Source organism: Corallococcus sp. BB11-1, assembly GCF_026626625.1.
Classification (GTDB): Bacteria; Myxococcota; Myxococcia; order Myxococcales; family Myxococcaceae; genus Corallococcus; species Corallococcus soli.
The window spans coordinates 305,001-321,088 of the sequence record NZ_JAPNJY010000001.1 but is presented as its reverse complement, the minus strand read 5'-3'; the positions used below and the strand labels follow the sequence as shown (position 1 = coordinate 321,088).

At 68.2% G+C, this 16,088-nt stretch carries 14 protein-coding genes and 2 rRNA genes (1 of these 16 only partly in view); 8 read left to right on the top strand and 8 right to left on the bottom strand.

Annotated elements, in window-relative coordinates; all coding sequences use genetic code 11:
- From OV207_RS01420 to glpD, 4 genes are all read right to left on the bottom strand, one after another.
- Positions 1-216 (bottom strand): hypothetical protein, encoded by a 216-nt coding sequence (locus OV207_RS01420; RefSeq protein ID WP_193346008.1) that lies wholly within the window; start codon positions 214-216, stop codon positions 1-3.
- Between the two features lie 78 nt (positions 217-294).
- Positions 295-1,257, bottom strand: a complete 963-nt coding sequence (locus OV207_RS01415) for a hypothetical protein (protein WP_267551920.1) — start codon at positions 1,255-1,257, stop codon at positions 295-297.
- 187 nt (positions 1,258-1,444) lie between these two features.
- Positions 1,445-3,274, bottom strand: a complete 1,830-nt coding sequence (locus OV207_RS01410) for a S8 family serine peptidase (RefSeq protein WP_267551919.1) — start codon at positions 3,272-3,274, stop codon at positions 1,445-1,447.
- A gap of 270 nt (positions 3,275-3,544) precedes the next feature.
- Positions 3,545-5,248 carry a glycerol-3-phosphate dehydrogenase gene (gene glpD, locus OV207_RS01405; protein WP_420715152.1) on the bottom strand — a complete coding sequence of 568 codons (1,704 nt, stop codon included), beginning with the start codon at positions 5,246-5,248 and terminating at the stop codon, positions 3,545-3,547.
- Between the two features lie 257 nt (positions 5,249-5,505).
- On the opposite strand from glpD, the gene OV207_RS01400 reads away from it, so the two are divergent.
- From OV207_RS01400 to OV207_RS01370, 7 genes are all read left to right on the top strand, one after another.
- Positions 5,506-5,943, top strand: a complete 438-nt coding sequence (locus tag OV207_RS01400) for a hypothetical protein (protein WP_267551915.1) — start codon at positions 5,506-5,508, stop codon at positions 5,941-5,943.
- A gap of 397 nt (positions 5,944-6,340) precedes the next feature.
- Positions 6,341-8,545, top strand: coding sequence for a TonB-dependent receptor domain-containing protein (locus OV207_RS01395; protein ID WP_420715151.1), 2,205 nt, complete (start codon positions 6,341-6,343; stop codon positions 8,543-8,545).
- Positions 8,545-9,324: a hypothetical protein gene (locus tag OV207_RS01390; RefSeq protein WP_267551911.1), complete on the top strand. Its 780-nt coding sequence runs from the start codon at positions 8,545-8,547 to the stop codon at positions 9,322-9,324. The genes OV207_RS01395 and OV207_RS01390 overlap by 1 nt, the downstream gene beginning before the upstream one ends.
- Complete coding sequence (locus OV207_RS01385; RefSeq protein WP_267551909.1) at positions 9,321-10,148, top strand: hypothetical protein; 828 nt, start codon at positions 9,321-9,323, stop codon at positions 10,146-10,148. The genes OV207_RS01390 and OV207_RS01385 overlap by 4 nt, the downstream gene beginning before the upstream one ends.
- A 627-nt stretch (positions 10,149-10,775) precedes the next feature.
- Positions 10,776-10,970: a hypothetical protein gene (locus OV207_RS01380; RefSeq protein WP_267551907.1), complete on the top strand. Its 195-nt coding sequence runs from the start codon at positions 10,776-10,778 to the stop codon at positions 10,968-10,970.
- Positions 10,971-11,091: 121 nt separating this feature from the next.
- On the top strand, positions 11,092-11,436 hold the full coding sequence (locus OV207_RS01375; protein WP_193346000.1) for a DUF7577 domain-containing protein: 345 nt from the start codon (positions 11,092-11,094) through the stop codon (positions 11,434-11,436).
- Between the two features lie 69 nt (positions 11,437-11,505).
- A complete protein-coding gene (locus tag OV207_RS01370) occupies positions 11,506-12,417 on the top strand; it encodes a tetratricopeptide repeat protein (RefSeq protein ID WP_267551903.1) in 912 nt (303 codons plus the stop codon).
- A gap of 3 nt (positions 12,418-12,420) precedes the next feature.
- On the opposite strand, the gene OV207_RS01365 is transcribed toward OV207_RS01370, so the two are convergent.
- Complete coding sequence (locus tag OV207_RS01365; RefSeq protein ID WP_120544379.1) at positions 12,421-12,720, bottom strand: tetratricopeptide repeat protein; 300 nt, start codon at positions 12,718-12,720, stop codon at positions 12,421-12,423.
- Between the two features lie 31 nt (positions 12,721-12,751).
- Here OV207_RS01365 and OV207_RS01360 point away from each other — a divergent pair, with 31 nt between their 5' ends.
- Positions 12,752-12,952 (top strand): SlyX family protein, encoded by a 201-nt coding sequence (locus OV207_RS01360; protein ID WP_267551899.1) that lies wholly within the window; start codon positions 12,752-12,754, stop codon positions 12,950-12,952.
- Positions 12,953-12,962: 10 nt separating this feature from the next.
- Here the strand turns inward: OV207_RS01360 and OV207_RS01355 are convergent, their stop codons facing one another.
- From OV207_RS01355 to OV207_RS01345, 3 genes are all read right to left on the bottom strand, one after another.
- Positions 12,963-13,406, bottom strand: a complete 444-nt coding sequence (locus OV207_RS01355) for a hypothetical protein (protein WP_193345998.1) — start codon at positions 13,404-13,406, stop codon at positions 12,963-12,965.
- 198 nt (positions 13,407-13,604) lie between these two features.
- Positions 13,605-13,721: ribosomal RNA gene (gene rrf / locus OV207_RS01350) — 5S ribosomal RNA — on the bottom strand.
- A gap of 179 nt (positions 13,722-13,900) precedes the next feature.
- A 23S ribosomal RNA gene (locus OV207_RS01345) occupies positions 13,901-16,088 on the bottom strand; it runs 780 nt beyond the window's last position.

Sequence of the window (16,088 nt, the reverse complement as noted above, 5' to 3'; positions counted from 1 at the left end):
TCAGGCAGGCAGGGCGTGTTCGTCCGGACGGGCAGCGGCGGTCAGGCGCTCGCGCTCGCGCTCCATCGCGGCGCGCTCGCCTTCGGACATGGCGTCCCAGACCTCGTCCATCGTGTCGAGCAGCGCATCCACTTCGGGCGAATCACCGCCCGGAGCGCGAGCGCGGACCAGGGCCAGCTTGTGCAGCAGACTGCGGTATCGGTCGAAGACCGTCATGATGAAAACCTCCGCCCCCGAGACGTGCCCCACCCCGCACGACTGACGGACGCGGGGGCACGGGTGGGGGACAGGACTTCAGCGCAGCCCGGCGGCGCGACGGGCGGCGTCCTTGGACAGCACGGCGATCTCCCGCGTGTGGCTCTTGCCCACGATGTTGACCACGGCACGCACCTTCTCTCCCTCCTTGAGCTGGTTCACACGGATGGCCTGGCCGTCGCGAAGGATGCGCGTGCCGGAGCCAATCTCCAGCGGCAGCCGCGTGCCCGCGTCCACGATGACGACCTCCTTCGAGGACACCTTGGTCACGACCCCCGTGTAGATGGCATCCACCACCGCGATGCCCTCCTGGGCCGCGGGGGCGGGCGCCGCCGCCGGAGCCCCCGTGGCACCAGTGCCCGTACCACCGGTGCCCGGATTCGCACCTGCTGCCTGGTTACCGTTGCCACCGGCATTCACATTGGAGTCCCTGGCCTCCGGGTCGGGGTCCGCGGAGGGACTTCCGTCAAACGGGTTCGCGTCCGCGTCCGTGCCGGCATTGCCCGCGCCGCCGGTGCTTGGTGTCGCGCCCGTGTTGGCGTTGCCTGCGCCGCCGGTGCTTGGTGTCGCGCCCGTATTCGCGTTGCCTGCGGCGCCAGTGCCCGGACTCGTTCCCGTGGGGCTCACATCCGCGCCGCCAGTGCCCGTATTCGCGTTGCCCGCGCCGCCGGTGCCCGGAGCCACGCCCGTGTTGGGAACGGCCGTGTTCGTCCCCGCCGCAGGGGCCGTCTCGGAGGCAGGCGCCTGCTGTGCCTCCATCCCCGTGCCTGTCGTAGGCGCCTGTGTGGCGGGAGGCGATCCGACCGCGGGCTGCGCCGAGTCCTCGGATGACTCGGGATCTCCCGAACCGGACTGGGCCAGCAGGATGCGCGGCGCCCCGTTCAACGGCTCCACCGGCCCCCGTGAAGGCCTCTCGTCCGGCGTGGCGAGCGCGGGCCCCGTGCCCATCAGCAGGCAGGCCACGCCCGCGATCCCCAGCCCCATCCAGGTGTCTCGCCTCATGCGTGGCTTTCCTCCCATCTGGGAAGGTGCACGCGCAGTCCTCCAAAGCCACCGTCCCTGCGCCCCTGCGCCCGTCCCCCTGCCTGCCCTGCCGTCACGATCAGGAGCCCGTGTCTGCAAGCACAACGCCCCCGGTCCCGCTGAAGGGGCCCGGGGGCGCTGGGGAAGGTCGGAAGCCAGGGAGACGCTACGGCAGCGGGAGCGGCCCGCCGCCCGGGGGCAGCGCGCGCGCCAACATCACGGCCCTCTGCGCCTGCACGACGCCGTGGCCGTACTTCTCGTCGAAGCCCGGCGTCAGCACGTCATCCTGCGCGGTCTTCTCGAGCACCGCGCGGACGTGCGCGGCGGACAGGTCCGGCCGAGCGCTGAACACCAGCGCGGCCACGCCCGTCACGTGCGGGGTGGCCATGGAGGTCCCCGACTCGCGCTGGTAGTCCACGCCGTCGATGTTCACGGTCACCATCTGGCCCTCGAGCTTCTTGAGGGCCGCGCCGGACACCAGCGACACGGACACCGTGGGCACCCAGTGCGAGGACGCGGTGCCCAGCGTGAACTGGCCGTCGCCATCCTCAGGCTCGTTGTTGCCGATGATGACGGCCCGCGCCCCGGCCTCGATGACGTTGCGCGCCTTCTCCTCGAACAGGTAGTCGCCGCGGTCCACGTACGCGACGAAGCCGTCACAGGTGGCGGCATTGCCGCAGGCGGCCCGGTCCGCGCCCAGGCCGCAGTTGACCAGCCGGCCCGTGTAGCTGCCCTGCGCGGTGAACGCCAGCGGCGACGACGACATGGGCTTCGCCCCTGCCTCCAACGAGGACTGTGACGCCGCGCCCAGCACGGTGGCGCTCAGCACATCCACCCCCGGTCCCACCACGGAGAGCTCCGGACCGAACTGGGAGAAGCTCGCGTACTCGCCCTGCGAATCCACCGCGCCCACCGCCATCACCGTCTTGGGGTACGCGGCCGGAAAGGCGATGCCCTGCGTGCCGTCGTTGCCGCTGGCCGCGATGGACAGCAGCCCCTTGCCGTCGTTCCACACCGCGTCGAACGCGTCCTTCTCGCTCACGGAAGGCTTCTCGGCGCCCAGCGACATCGAGGCGATCCTCGCCCCCTGCGCCTGGCACCACTGCACGGCCTCGATGACGTCGTCGGTGCTGCCGCCGCCCTTCACGTCCAGCACGCGGGCGACGAGCAGCGACGCGCCAGGCGCCACGCCCACCACGCCGTTCGGCTCCTGGCCGGCGACCACGCGCCCGCCCGAACCCAGCTGCGCCACGATGGTCGCCGCCACGTGCGTGCCATGGCCGCCGCCCACCGTCACGATGCCCAGCGCATCAGCGCTCTGGTCGGACGGGTCGTCGTCATTGTCGACGAAGTCCTTGCCGCCCACGTAGGCCGCCTTCAGCTCCGGGTGCTTGCTGTCCCAGCCACTGTCGATGACGCACACCTTGACGCCCTCACCCGTGGGCGCGGTGACGTCGAGGATGCCGTCGTTGTTGGCGTCCCACACCTGCGGCGCCTGCACCAGTTTGAGGCCGTCGGTGTACTCGCCCACGGACCCCTGGGTGTTGAACGCGCCCTGCCACGACACCACCGGGGGCAGCGTCGGCAGCCTGGACGCATACACGCGGCGGTTGGGCTCCACGGCGAGCACGTCCGGGTTCTGCCGCAGCTTCTCCAGGGCCTCGGGCGACAGCCGGGCGGACACCTTGTGGAGGTTGGGGAAGCGGCGCTTCACCGTGCCGCCCTCGCGCTCCACCAGCGCCGCGAAGTCCGCCGTGGCGGCCCGCGCGCTGGCGGTGACCTTGGGCTTGAAGGTGATGATCACCCCGTCCGGAGGCTCCTGCGCCCTCAGCGCGGAGGACGCGGTGCCGGGCACGGAGAGACCGGTGGTGCCGGGCAGCGAGAGGTCGGTGGTCCCGGGACACGCCTGGGGAAGGACGACATCAATGGGGTCCGGCTCTCCGCCGCAAGCCACCAGACCGGACAACCCGAGCCCAAGCCAAAGCCAACGCTTCATGGGGTGCATCTCCTTCGTGCCCGGAAAGCGGCAGGTACCGCGCCGTGACCTGCCGTCTCCGCGAGGAGGCGGCCGGGAAGAACGGGGCAGCCCGGCGTCCCGTTCCCAGAAACAATTTAAGCATGGACGAAGGACGGCTGCTCGGGCGGCTGTCATGCGCTCGACGGGCACGCGGTGCCGGCCAACGTGCTGCGGCCAACGCTCCGTGAGCAGCATCCATCGCCTCCCACGCGAGCACGGCGTGCCGCGTCGCGGCGCCCACCCAGGCGGTCAGGCGTCCGCGGGGTCCACGCCGAAGATGCGGTGGGCATCCACCGCATAGGCCGCCAGCTGTCGCTCCGTCTCCGCCGCGTCCCACCCCAGGAGCGGCGCCATGACGGAGGCGGCGCGGACAGCGGCGGAGCGCCCCTGGTCGCGCGTCTCGAACGCCACCTTGAGGCGGCGGATGAGCAGGTCCGCCAGCGTCTGGACCATCTCGTGGGACACGCCCCACGCGGCCTCGGCGCGGCGGTACGGCAGCCCATCCACGAGCGGCTCGGCCAGCGCCGGCGTCTCCTGCGTGAGCGCCCACACGGCGCGCCAGCGGCTGCCGTACGCGCGCACCAGATGGTCGGCCGTGGGCGCGTCCCCCACCTCTTGCCGCGCCGAAGCGAACTCCGCCTCCAGCTTCGCGATGTCACCGCCCGGCAGGGGGCGGGCATCGGTGGTGGACTTGCGGTGGGGCATGACCAGGTGCCGCTCCACGGCGTTGACCACGTCGCGCGCCATGACGCGGAAGGTGGTGAGCTTGCCACCGCTGATGGCGAGCACCCCGGACGGGCTCACGTCGATGGCGTGCTCGCGGCTGGCGCTGCCCGCGTCGGTGTTGCCGTGGTAGCCGCTGGCGGCCAGCGGCCGGATGCCGGCCCAGGCGCTGACCATGTCCTCGCGGGTGAGCTTCGCCTCCGGGAAGAACGCGTTGGCGGAAGCGAGCAGGTAGGCCACGTCCGCCTCGCTCGCGCGCACCTCGGCCGGGTGGGCGCGGGTGGCCGTCTCCGTGGTGCCGATGAGGGTGAACGCATCCGCGGGCAGGATGAACATCACGCGGCCGTCCACGGGGGACAGGAGCGTGAGCGCGTCCTGGATGCCCAGGCGGGACCGGGGCACGGCGATGTGCACGCCCTTGCTGCCGCGCACCGCAGGCCCGGAGCGGGTCGTGCCCGAATCGAGCTGGCGGATCTCATCACTCCAGGGCCCGGTGGCGTTGACGATGGCGCGAGCCCGCACCGTGTGCTCGGCGCCGGTGAGGTGATCCACCACCACCGCGCCCGTGGCCTTGCCCTCCTCCATCACCAGCCGCTTCACGGAGGCATGGTTGAGCACCACCGCGCCCGCATCGCTCGCGCCCAGCACGTTGGCGAGCGTCAGGCGCGCATCGTCGGTGGCCGCGTCGTAGTAGCGCGCGCCGCCCTTGAGCCCCTCGGAGCGGATGCCCGGCTCCGCCTCCAGCACCTGCTTGAGCGACAGCCGCTGATACGCCTTCACGTTCCGGAACAGCGACAGGGCGTCGTACAGCATGAGGCCCGCGTTGAGCTTCCAGCGCGGCACCCGCGCCCCGGCATAGACGGGCCACACGAAGGCCAGCGGGCGCACCAGGTGGGGCGCCAACTGCAGCAGGCGCCGCCGCTCGATGCTGGACTCGAAGACGAGCCCCAGGTGTCCGTGCTCCAGGTAGCGAAGGCCGCCATGGATGAGGCGCGACGAGCGGCTGGACGTCCCACTGGCGAAGTCCTCGCGCTCCACCAGCGCGACCTTCAAGCCGCGCAGCGCCGCGTCCCGGGCAGCCCCCGCGCCGGTGACCCCGCCGCCAATGACGAGCAGATCAAAGGACTCGGTCTCCAACGAGCGCAGCCGCTCCGCGCGCGAAGGCGGCGGCGCGGGAGTCACACCCGTGGAGGCAGGAAGCGAACGGAGCACGGCGGATTCAGAACGCACCCCAGGAGTCTATGACGGGAAGACTTCGGCTGCAGCGGATTCCAATGCAATGCGTCAAGAGGTCCACGGGCAAGGGGGCGGAACGGCGGGGACAGTGTCGGACAGCGGGCGGGGGAAGGCTGCTTGCGTGTCCAGGGGCGGACGGCTAGGGAGGCGGGGACCGATCACCCGTCGTCCTGGACGACAGCCGTTTTTCGCGCGAACGAACCGCCGTGTGGGACTCCCGAGACCGACGTGACCTGGCATGCCTGGGACTGATGCTCCTGGTGTACGGGCTCGCGGTGGCGCCCGTGCTGCACGCGGTGGTGGGGCACGGTGTAGGCCGCAGTGGGCACACCCACGCACACGGGCCGGCGAGCCACGTCCACCGCGCAGGGGGCGAAGCGAAGGCCCCCTGCGGCGCGTCAGCGGAGTCGGAAGGGGCGCTCGCGCGAACCGTGAGCGCGTCCCAGGCGAAGCCGTCCACGTGCGCGGCGGAAGCCGGACGCGGAGACGAGCCGCGAGGGGATGACGGCCAGCAGGGCCACCAGCATCAGGCAGGCTCCGTGGAGCACCTGTTGGCGGTGGCGGCGAGCTGGACGGTGTACCTGCCGCCCTCGTTGCGGTGGGTGTCGTGGCGGGTGGAGCAGGCGCGGATGCCGGCGTGGTCGCCGGGCCAGCGCTGGCGGTCCACCGCGATGCCGCAGGGTCCGTAGAAGGACCCGCGCCCTCCGCACCTTCGTCAGGACGCTTCGCGTGCATGGGACCCGTCTGGCCTGAGCCAGGAACGGGCCATGGGCGCGTTGGGCCTCGCGCTGTCCTTCATTCATTGCGTCCCGGGCGCGCGCGTCGAGTCGCGTGCCTGGGACGTACCGCCATTCCCTCGTGCCGTTGTCTCCCGTGCCCATGTTGCTCTTCGCCATCGCCACGCTGTCGACGTGCCTCCACGCGGTGCCGCGCTCCGGCCAGGAAGCGGCTGCCGCGGTGACAAGCGCCACGCCGACACAGCCGCGAACACAACCAGCCCAGGCCGAAGGGTTTACCCACGAGCCGCTACTGATCAGCCTCGCCGGAACCGGACGCGCGGGAACAAGCGACGAAGCAACGCAAGACATGCCCACGCCTGGCCATGTCGAAAGCGACACACCGGCATCAGCCAACAAGCCGCAAGCGCCAGCCTCCGCACCGTCGACCGAGCCGGGAGGTCCGCTCAGCAGCCCGGGCATCGCGCCCCAGGCCCTCCCCTCCGCGTCTCCAAGTCCGAGCGCCCCACCCACCGAGCCACGACACCCCGCCGCGCCAGCTCCCACCACCGCTTCGGACGCGCCCCCACCACCTGAACGTGCCGTCCCGGACGAAGGCACGAAGCAGCGCGCCACCGTGGTGCGAGGCGCGCGTCCGGCGCGAAGCGCATCGGAGGTGACCATCGGCCGGGACATCCTCGACACGGCGCCGCGCACGAACGCGGTGGACGTCCTGCGGGTGGTCCCGGGCCTCGTGGCCTCGCAGCACAGCGGCGAGGGCAAGGCGCAGCAGCTCTTCCTCCGAGGCTTCGACGCGCTACACGGCCAGGACGTCGAGCTGAACGTCGGTGGCCTGCCGGTGAACGAGGTGAGCCACATCCACGCGCTCGGCTACGCGGACACCAACTTCATCATCCCGGAGCTCGTGCAGTCGCTGGAGGTCACGGAGGGCTCCTACCGCGCCTTCCAGGGAGACTTCGCGGTCGCGGGCACCGTGCGGATGGACCTGGGCGCTCGGGAGCAGGGCGTTGAGTTCGCGGGAACCCTGGGCCAGTTCGGCCAGCGTCGCCTCGTCGTGACCGTCCGTCCCGGAGAGGACCCCGGCACCTTCGCCGCGGCCGAGCTGGGCGAGGGTGAAGGCTTCGGCCCGCAGCGGGCCTACGGTCGCGCCTCCCTCCTCGCGCAGGCCCGATTCGACCTGGGCCACGGCCTGAAGGCCCGGGTCCTCGGGGGCAGCTACGTCACGCGCTTCGACTCACCGGGCGTGGTGCGCGAGGACGACCTGGAAGCCGGCCGGCGCACGTTCTACTCCGGCGCCTTCCCACGCCAGGGCGGAACGGTGTCCAGGCACCAGCTCCTGCTCGGCGTGGACCTGCCGCGTGAAGGCACGGCGCGCACGCGGCTGGAGGCCTTCGGAATCCTCTCGGACCTGAGGCTGCGCAACAACTTCACCGGCTACCGCGTGGACGACCGGGGTGACGGCCTGGAGCAGACGAACGGAGGCTCCACGCTGGGCCTGCGCGCCGAGCACCGCCGCCAGGTCACCCTCTTCGGCCAGCCCGTCTCGTTGGAGCTGGGCCTGGGAGGAAGGCGGGACGGCATCCAGCAGACGCAGCGCCGTTACCGCGAAACGGACGGCACCTTCTTCGCGGAGGAAGTGGACGCGGAAATCACCCAGACGGATGTCTGGGGTTACGCCGAAGCAAGGCTCCCCCTCGGCCGCTGGGCCTTCCAACTGGGAGGCCGCGCCGACGCCCTGGGCATCGAGGTCTTCGACGCGCTGGCCTTCCGGGACCCGCGCTTCTACGACGGCCAGGGCTACTCACGCAGCGCGTTCGGGGTGCACTGGGGCGCGAAGGCAGGCATTGAGTACGCCCTCACGGACACCTGGGCCCTCTTCGCCAGCTATGGCGACGGCTTCCGCTCGCCCCAGGCACGAAGCCTCTCCGAGGGAGAACAAGCCCCCTTCGTGAACGTGCGTGGCGCGGAGCTGGGGACCCGGAGCGAAGGGCAACGCCTGTCCTTCCAGGCCAGCCTCTTCGGCTCGCAGGTGGAGAATGACTTCTTCTTCGACCACACCGTGGGCACCACCGTGTTCACGGGAGAGACGCTGCGCACGGGCCTCTCCGCCGCCTTGCAGGCCCGTCCCCTGCCGGGCCTCACGGCCGCGCTGAGCGCCACGGTCGCGAACGCGACGGTGACGAAGACAGACGCGCGGCTGCCCTATTTCGCGCCATTGGTCGCGCGAGCGGACCTGGGCTGGGAGCGACCGCTGCCCGGCCTGGGGGCCCTGCTGTCATTGGGGACGGGGCTCACCCTCATCGGCCCCCGGCCCCTGCCCTACGACGAGTTCAGCCGCACGGTGTTCCTCGCGGACGCACAAGCCGCGCTGCGACGGGGCGCCTTCGCCCTGCGGCTCGACGTGAAGAACCTGCTGAACACGCGCTGGCGGGACGGCGAGTTCGTCTACAGCTCGCGCTTCGACCCAAGCACGCCGCCCAGCCTCGTGCCGGCCCGGCATTTCACCGCGGGGTCGCCACGCACGGCCTCGCTCACCCTGGAGGTCCACCTGTGATGCCAAGAACCCCTGCCCTGCTGCGCGACACGCTCGCCGTGGCGGCGACCCTGATGTGCCTGGGCTGCGGCGACGACAAGACGGAGGCGGAGCGCCGCACGTTCGGAGTGTCGATGACAGCGACACCGCCCACGGCCCCCAACGCGCACGGCTGGACGGTCACACCGGAAGCCGTCCAGATGTCGGTGGGCGCGGTGCGCTTCTTCGAAGGCCGGGTGTTGCTGTCACGCGCCCCGCGCTTCGACTGGTATTCGCTCATCGGAGGCACCGCGCACGCGCACCCGGGCCACTACGTCCCAGGCGACGCGCTGGGAGAGGTGCTGAAGGTCCAGACGGTGGACCTGCTCGCGACGGGAGGCGCCTTCCTGGGCGACGCCAACGCCGTCACGGGCTCCTACGGCTCGTTGGAGCTGACGCTCGTGACGCCCACGGCGGCCACGGACGCGCAGAACGTGCTGGGAGGCCACCAGGTGCACGTGCGGGGAACCGCGCTCCACACGACGGGGGTCACCGTGCGCTTCGACGCCGCGGTGGATCTCCCCAAGGCCATTGAAGGCGTGCGCTTCGAGCGTGAACTGAAGCAGGAGCCCGGCGCCGTGAGCATCGCGGTGGACCTGGGCAAGTGGATGAGCCGCATCAACTTCGCCACCGCGTCGCTTCCGGACGCGGCAGGCGTTTCCACCTTCCCCGCTGACAGCCAGGCACAGAATGCCCTGGTGCGCGGCGTGGAAGACACCAGCGCCTACGTCGTGACGTGGGTGGAAGGAGCAGCGCAATGAAGCAGTGGCTGATGGGTGTGTCGTGTCTGGGCCTGATGGCCTGCTCGTCGGGGCAGGGCAACGTGACGTTCACCGCGTACGGGGAGGACTTCATCGAAAAGGAGATGCCCGCCTCCGCGTTCGAGGACGGCTGGACCGTGCGCTACGACAAGTTCCTCGTGAAGCTGGGGGAGCTGAGGGTCGCCAACCGCGAAGGCGAAACGGCCGCGGAGCAGACGCCCGCGAAGGTCTATGACGTCCACCGTCCGGGCCCCGTGAACGTCGCGGCCTTCACCGACCTGGCCTCGGAGGAATGGGACGCGGTGAGCTACGCCATCGCCCCCGTCCCGGACGCCACCGCCGGCAACGCGGACGCCGCGGATGTGACGCGGATGAACACCGAAGGCTGGTCCGTCTACGTCGAGGGCACCGCGACGAAGGGCGCCGTGTCGAAGCGCTTCCGTTGGGGTTTTCCCACCAACACCCTCTACGAGCGCTGCGAGAGCGAGGACATGGGCAGCGGCGTGACGGTGCCCAAGGGGGGCACGGAGACGGTGCAGCTCACCATCCACGGCGACCACCTGTTCTTCGACGACCTCCAGTCCCCTGACGCGAAGATGCGCTTCGACGCCATCGCCGCCGCGGACAGCGCGGGCGTGGTCGGCCCGGACGGCGAGGTCACCCTGGATGAGCTGGGCACGGTGGACCTGACCACACTGCCGTCCGGCCAGTACGGAACGGGGGGCGCGGGCAGCGTGCTCACCCTGCGCGACTTCGTGACGGCACTCGTGCGAACCGTGGGGCACTATCGCGGCGAAGGCGAGTGCTCGCCGCGCGTCCGCTGACACGCTGAGGCAATGGGGGCCGGCAAGGACACGCTGCCGGCCCCTCGCACGCTCCGCCCGGTGTTTCGGGGAACCACTCCCAGACAATTCCCGCGGCGCCCCCGCGAGGAACGACAGGAACGTTCTGGATTCAGCGCGTCGAAGCCGTGACCCGGACCAAGGCATCAGGGTCGGGAGTGGCGTTCCCACGCGGCGGATCGCGGCCGCAGGACGTCCAGGCAGACGTGTCCGGCCAAGGCGCACGGGGTGTCCTCCCGAAACGCATGAACCGGAGCGCCGCAGTGTCGGGCATCGGTCGCTCGAGCGCGCCTCCCTGGCCCGGCAACGTCCCAGGCATCCCTTCCCGGATGCGGACCTGAAGACGGATGCCTACTCCTGAACCGAGGGAGGTACGGCGCGTGAAGACGGTGACCTACGAGCGCAGTGGTCGGACCAACACGGGCGCCCAGGCGCTGCGAGTGGAGGGATTGAGACACCTGCGCGTCCTGGAGCAGGGCGAGCCGGTGGTGGAGCGAGACCTGACCCCAGAGGAGATTCATCGGCTGAGCCCGTTGCTGGAAACGCTCCAGCGAGAGCCCGAGCCCGCGACGCTGGCCTCCCAGGGGCGGCGGCCCGGACGGCCTGGCCGTGACCCTGGCCTTCGAGGACGAGGAGACCCCTCGCCTGCGCCTCGCCACCGAGCGGCTGCCCGCGAAGGGCGCCGGGGGCGGATATGATCGCCTGCTCGCGGAGCTGGACGCATTGCTGACCGCCGAACTGCACGCCCGGGCACCACGCCACGCCCACGCCGTCCTGCCACACCAGCTCCGTCACGATGAATGACGGACGCCCACACGGTCCGGCAGGGCCGGGATAAGTCCGGGGCAGGAGCGGGACAAGAGAGACAGCAGGGGGGCGGCCGGGCGCGGTTGCCGCGACGGCGCGCTTCTGACAGACAAGCATCATGAAGCGCGTGCAGTTCTCCGTGCACCGCACGGTCGGAGAGGCGCGGATGCTGGCGGGCGCCCTGGAAGCGGCCGGTCTCTCGGTCGACGTTCGTGGCGAGTCCCTGGCTCCGCTGAGTGGTGAAATCCCCAGCACCGAGGCCTGGGTGGAGCTGTGGCTATGGCCGCAGGAGCTGGAAGCTGGACGGCAGGTCCTCGCCGAGCTCCAGGCCAACCAGGAGGCCTCGAACCGGTCGGTGACCTGCCCCCGCTGCGGTGAGGAGATCCCGGCCAACTTCGAACTCTGCTGGAGCTGCGGGCTGGAGCTCCCCTCGAACCTGCGCCCCCACCTCCGAGCCGTCTAGGAGCCCGCCATGAGCGAACCATCGAACGGGCCAGCTCATCAGCGTCACGACCGGCGCTGGCATCAGGGGATGCGAGGCGTCCTGTGGGTGTGCGCGGGCGCGCTCGCCATCCACCTCATCCCGCTATTCCTGCCCCGGAACATGCCCGAGCAGGAGCTGGCCATCGCCCGCGCGACGCCGGACATCAACAGTCGGCGGACCTTCCTGGTGCCGTTGAAGACCAACGACAAGGCGACGGCCGCGGACCTGCGCGCCGCGGCTGAACTCCTGCGCGAAGGCGCCCCGGCGGAGGCCCACGACCTGGCCCTGGAAGCCGAGCGCAGGGACCCCACGGCGGTCGAGACCCAGCTCCTGCTCGCCCGCATCTGCGACCTGGAGCGGATGGGGCGCTGCGTGGAGCAGTCCCTGCGCAAAGCCAACCAGCTCGCACCGACAGACGCCCGGGCGGACCTCCTCCGGGCGGACCTGAATGAAGAGAAGGGCGATCTCGCCGGCGCCACGGAGGCCCTCGCCCGGGCCCACCAGCGCATCCCTGGCGATGTCCAGGTCGGGGTGCGCTACGGACGGTTGCTCAGTCGCCTGAGGCAGCCCGATGAGGCGCTGAAGGTCTTCGCCTCGCTGGAAGGAAGGCTGCCTCCGGCCCGGCTCCTGGTGGAACGGGGTCTCGTGTTCGGCAAGGAGGGACGGGGGCGGGAAGCCGTGAAGATGTTGCAGCAGGCAGTCCAAGCAGATCCGATGCTCGCGGAGGGCCACTTCCAGCTTGGACTCGCGTGGGCCCAGCTCGGGAACGACGATGCCGCCGAGGAAGCCCTGCGGCGAGCGGACCGTTTGAACGTCGCGGACACGCGGGCGCTGGCCACCCTGTGCACCCTCCAGGTGAAGTCCGGACGGCTTGAGGGAGCACGTCAGACACGCAGCGATTTGGAGCGGCGCTTCCCCCAGCGGATGGACGCCATCCGAGAGCAGTGCCGGCTGCCCTGAACGTCAGCGAGGCTCCTGTCCCCGAATCTGGCGCAGCATCCGCGCCGACGCGATGACGGGGGCATCCACGGAACCATCAGCCCGTTCAGTCCGGACCACCGCCTGGAGGAAGGGGATTGCCTCTTCGTCGCGGCCCTGCTGGAAGAGCAGCTCCCCCAGCGCGAAGCGGGCCTGGGTGAGGAGGACGAGGTCCTCCGCAGCCACGGCCGCATCAATGGCGTCACTGAGCGCGGACTCCGCCAGCTCGGGCTGCCCCCGCCCGAGCAACTCGCGGGCTCGCTGAAGGTATTCGAGGGTATTCATGGGGCAGCATTCCCCCGCGGAGAAGACGGCAATGGAAAACAAGCGCCTGGTCGAGCTGGAAATCCGCTACACGCAGCAGCAGGAGCTGCTGCAGGAGCTGAGCGACGTGCTCTATCAGCAGGGGCGCGTCATCGACACGCTCCGCGTGGAGCTGGACCGGCTCAAGCTCAAGCTTGAGGCCGAGCCGGGCCTGGTGGACGCCCGCCAGCAGGAGCGCCCGCCCCACTACTGAGGCTGTGTCCTCAGAACTTGTAGCCGAGCCGCAAGCCGATGATGGGATTCGGGTCGAGGTAGCCCACCTCGACACCGATGCTCGCGGCCTTCCCCTGCAGACCAAAGCCGAACGCCGCGTGGGCCTTGAAGGCGTCGCCCTTGAAGAAGATCCAAGGTCCCGCCAAGCCTTCGATGTAGACGGTCCGGCCGATGTTCGCACGCAGCGAGATGTCCAACGGAACGCCAATCACATTGCCGTCCGTCACCAACACCGCGCCAAAGCGGGCGCCGACGAAGATGGGACCTGCCACATGGCCCTCGACGCCCAGGGTGAAGTTGAAGGCCGCGCTGGTATCCACCCAGTAATCCGCGCCCACGCCAAGGCGAACCCCAGCGGCAGCGTCGGAACGGGCCGGTGCGAGAAGGAAGCCCAGCGCGAGCAGACCAGCGGCGTAGATTCGAAGCAGATGCATGCGAGAGGCTCCTGTCCTGCAAGAGGGGAAGGAGCGACACTCAAGCAAAGCAGGCACGACCAAGCCAGCTTCAAAGACAGACCTGGTATGTTCGCACCACGCCGGATCAATCCACGGGGGCGAGTACGGACAGGGGCAGCCCGCAAAGCGGAAAGCCCCTGGCGCCTTTCGGCACCAGGGGCTTTCCTTGAAAAAAGAATCCGGCAGCGACCTACTCTCCCACGCGGTTTCCCGCGGAGTACCATCGGCTCTGGAGGGCTTAACTTCCGTGTTCGGGATGGGAACGGGTGTGACCCCTCCGACATTGCCACCGGAAAAGCGATTGACGGTGCATACGAAGGGTAAGTTGCAAGCTTCTGCTTGAGTGAAGCCTCTTCTTTGAGAAGAAGAGTGAAACAGCTGTTGTCTTCCGGGCGGACGCCTTGCTTCGCGTCCTGGCCTCGGCCTTGGCCCCGAATCCCTTACTCCCCGGTTGGGGCATGCAAGAGAAAGGGGAAAGTAAGCCGCTCGACTTATTAGTACTGGTTAGCTTAACGCGTTACCGCGCTTACACACCCAGCCTATCAACGTGGTAGTCTTCCACGAGTCTTCAGGGGCTTGCGCCCGGGATACCTGGTCTTGAGGTCGGTTTCCCGCTTAGATGCTTTCAGCGGTTATCCAATCGGCACATGGCTACCCAGCGATGCCTCTGGCGAGACAACTGGTACACCAGCGGTGCCTCCAACCCGGTCCTCTCGTACTAAGGTCAGAGCCTCTCAAGTATCCTACGCCCACAGCAGATAGGGACCAAACTGTCTCACGACGTTTTGAACCCAGCTCGCGTACCGCTTTAATTGGCGAACAGCCAAACCCTTGGGACCTGCTCCAGCCCCAGGATGCGATGAGCCGACATCGAGGTGCCAAACCTCCCCGTCGATGTGAACTCTTGGGGGAGATAAGCCTGTTATCCCCGGAGTACCTTTTATCCGTTGAGCGATGGCCCTTCCATTCAGGACCACCGGATCACTATGACCTGCTTTCGCACCTGCTCGACCTGTCGGTCTCGCAGTCAAGCTCCCTTATGCCATTGCACTCGACGCCCGGTTTCCAATCGGGCTGAGGGAACCATCGCGCGCCTCCGTTACTTTTTGGGAGGCGACCGCCCCAGTCAAACTACCCACCAGACAGTGTCCCAGTCCCGGCTGACGAGACATGGTTAGACACCAGAAATCAGCAGGGTGGTATTTCACCGTTGCCTCCACCGAACCTAGCGGCCCGGCTTCAAAGGCTCCCACCTATCCTACACAGCCAATCCCTAGTGTCACTGTCAAGTTGTAGTAAAGGTTCACGGGGTCTTTCCGTCTTGCTGCGGGTAAACTGCATCGGCACAGCTATTTCAATTTCGCTGAGTCCCTCTCCGAGACAGTGCGGAAGTCGTTACTCCATTCGTGCAGGTCGGAACTTACCCGACAAGGAATTTCGCTACCTTAGGACCGTTATAGTTACGGCCGCCGTTTACTGGGGCTTCGGATCATCGCTTCACCTTGCGGCTGACGAATCCCCTTAACCTTCCAGCACCGGGCAGGAGTCAGACCCTATACGTCGGCTTGTCGCCTTCGCAGAGTCCTGTGTTTTTGGTAAACAGTCGCTACCGCCATTTCTCTGCAACCTCTCTCGGCTTCGGCTGTACGCCTACACCTACCAGAGGCCCACCTTCTTCCGAAGTTACGGTGGAAATTTGCCTAGTTCCTTGGAGGAGAGTTCTCTCAAGCGCCTTAGGATTTTCTCCTCACCCACCTGTGTCGGTTTGCGGTACGGACACCCTGCAGACTCCCTGCGGGACTTTTCTTGGAAGCAGAGCATCAGCGACTTACCCCTTGCGGGGCGCCATGGGATCTCGGGGATAGCTGCCGCGCCTTTATTCGTACGCGACACCCCTACGTCTTTAGACTGACACAACCACCGGTCAGCTCGCCTAGCTTTCTCCGTCCTCCCTCAGTTCAACGTCTGCAAGATGGCGCAGGAATATTAACCTGCTTGCCATCACCTACGCCTTTCGGCCTCGGCTTAGGACCCGGCTAACCCTGGGAAGATTAACTTGACCCAGGAAACCTTGGGTTTACGGCGAGGGGGTTTCTCACCCCCTTTATCGCTACTCATTTCGGCATCAGCACTCCCAGTCGCTCCAGCAGCCTTTTCAGTCTACCTTCGCTGCAACTGGGACGCTCCCCTACCGCCATACGCGCCTGACGCGCATGACCCGAAGCTTCGGCACTAGTCTTGAGCCCCGTTACATTTTCGGCGCGGCCTGTCTTGACCAGTGAGCTATTACGCTTTCTTTAAAGGATGGCTGCTTCTAAGCCAACCTCCTGGTTGTCAATGACCTGCCACATCCTTTCTAGTGTTCACTTAGACTAGATTTGGGGGCCTTAGCTGTCGGTCTGGGTTATTCCCCTCTTGCCAATGGACGTTATCACCCACTGACTGCGTCCCGGGATAACAATTGCCGGCATTCGGAGTTTGGTACGGTTTGGTAATCTGGTGAGACCCCTAGCCGTTCCAGTGCTCTACCTCCGGCATTGAATTGCCCGAGCCGATACCTAAATATCTTTCGGGGAGAACCAGCTATCACGGAGTTTGATTGGCCTTTCACCCCTACACACAGCTCATCCCAGAAATTTTCAACTTTCATGAGTTCGGTCC

Excerpts from the sequence above, each read along its gene's own strand:
- OV207_RS01410 (WP_267551919.1), bottom strand. The coding sequence starts at position 3,274 with ATGAAGCGTTGGCTTTGGCTTGGGCTCGGGTTGTCCGGTCTGGTGGCT.
- OV207_RS01400 (WP_267551915.1), top strand. The coding sequence starts at position 5,506 with ATGCTCCTGGTGTACGGGCTCGCGGTGGCGCCCGTGCTGCACGCGGTG.
- OV207_RS01415 (WP_267551920.1), bottom strand. The coding sequence starts at position 1,257 with ATGAGGCGAGACACCTGGATGGGGCTGGGGATCGCGGGCGTGGCCTGC.
- OV207_RS01385 (WP_267551909.1), top strand. The coding sequence starts at position 9,321 with ATGAAGCAGTGGCTGATGGGTGTGTCGTGTCTGGGCCTGATGGCCTGC.
- OV207_RS01365 (WP_120544379.1), bottom strand. The coding sequence starts at position 12,720 with ATGAATACCCTCGAATACCTTCAGCGAGCCCGCGAGTTGCTCGGGCGG.
- OV207_RS01355 (WP_193345998.1), bottom strand. The coding sequence starts at position 13,406 with ATGCATCTGCTTCGAATCTACGCCGCTGGTCTGCTCGCGCTGGGCTTC.
- OV207_RS01360 (WP_267551899.1), top strand. The coding sequence starts at position 12,752 with ATGGAAAACAAGCGCCTGGTCGAGCTGGAAATCCGCTACACGCAGCAG.
- OV207_RS01395 (WP_420715151.1), top strand. The coding sequence starts at position 6,341 with ATGCCCACGCCTGGCCATGTCGAAAGCGACACACCGGCATCAGCCAAC.
- OV207_RS01370 (WP_267551903.1), top strand. The coding sequence starts at position 11,506 with ATGCGAGGCGTCCTGTGGGTGTGCGCGGGCGCGCTCGCCATCCACCTC.
- OV207_RS01390 (WP_267551911.1), top strand. The coding sequence starts at position 8,545 with ATGCCAAGAACCCCTGCCCTGCTGCGCGACACGCTCGCCGTGGCGGCG.
- OV207_RS01420 (WP_193346008.1), bottom strand. The coding sequence starts at position 216 with ATGACGGTCTTCGACCGATACCGCAGTCTGCTGCACAAGCTGGCCCTG.
- OV207_RS01375 (WP_193346000.1), top strand. The coding sequence starts at position 11,092 with ATGAAGCGCGTGCAGTTCTCCGTGCACCGCACGGTCGGAGAGGCGCGG.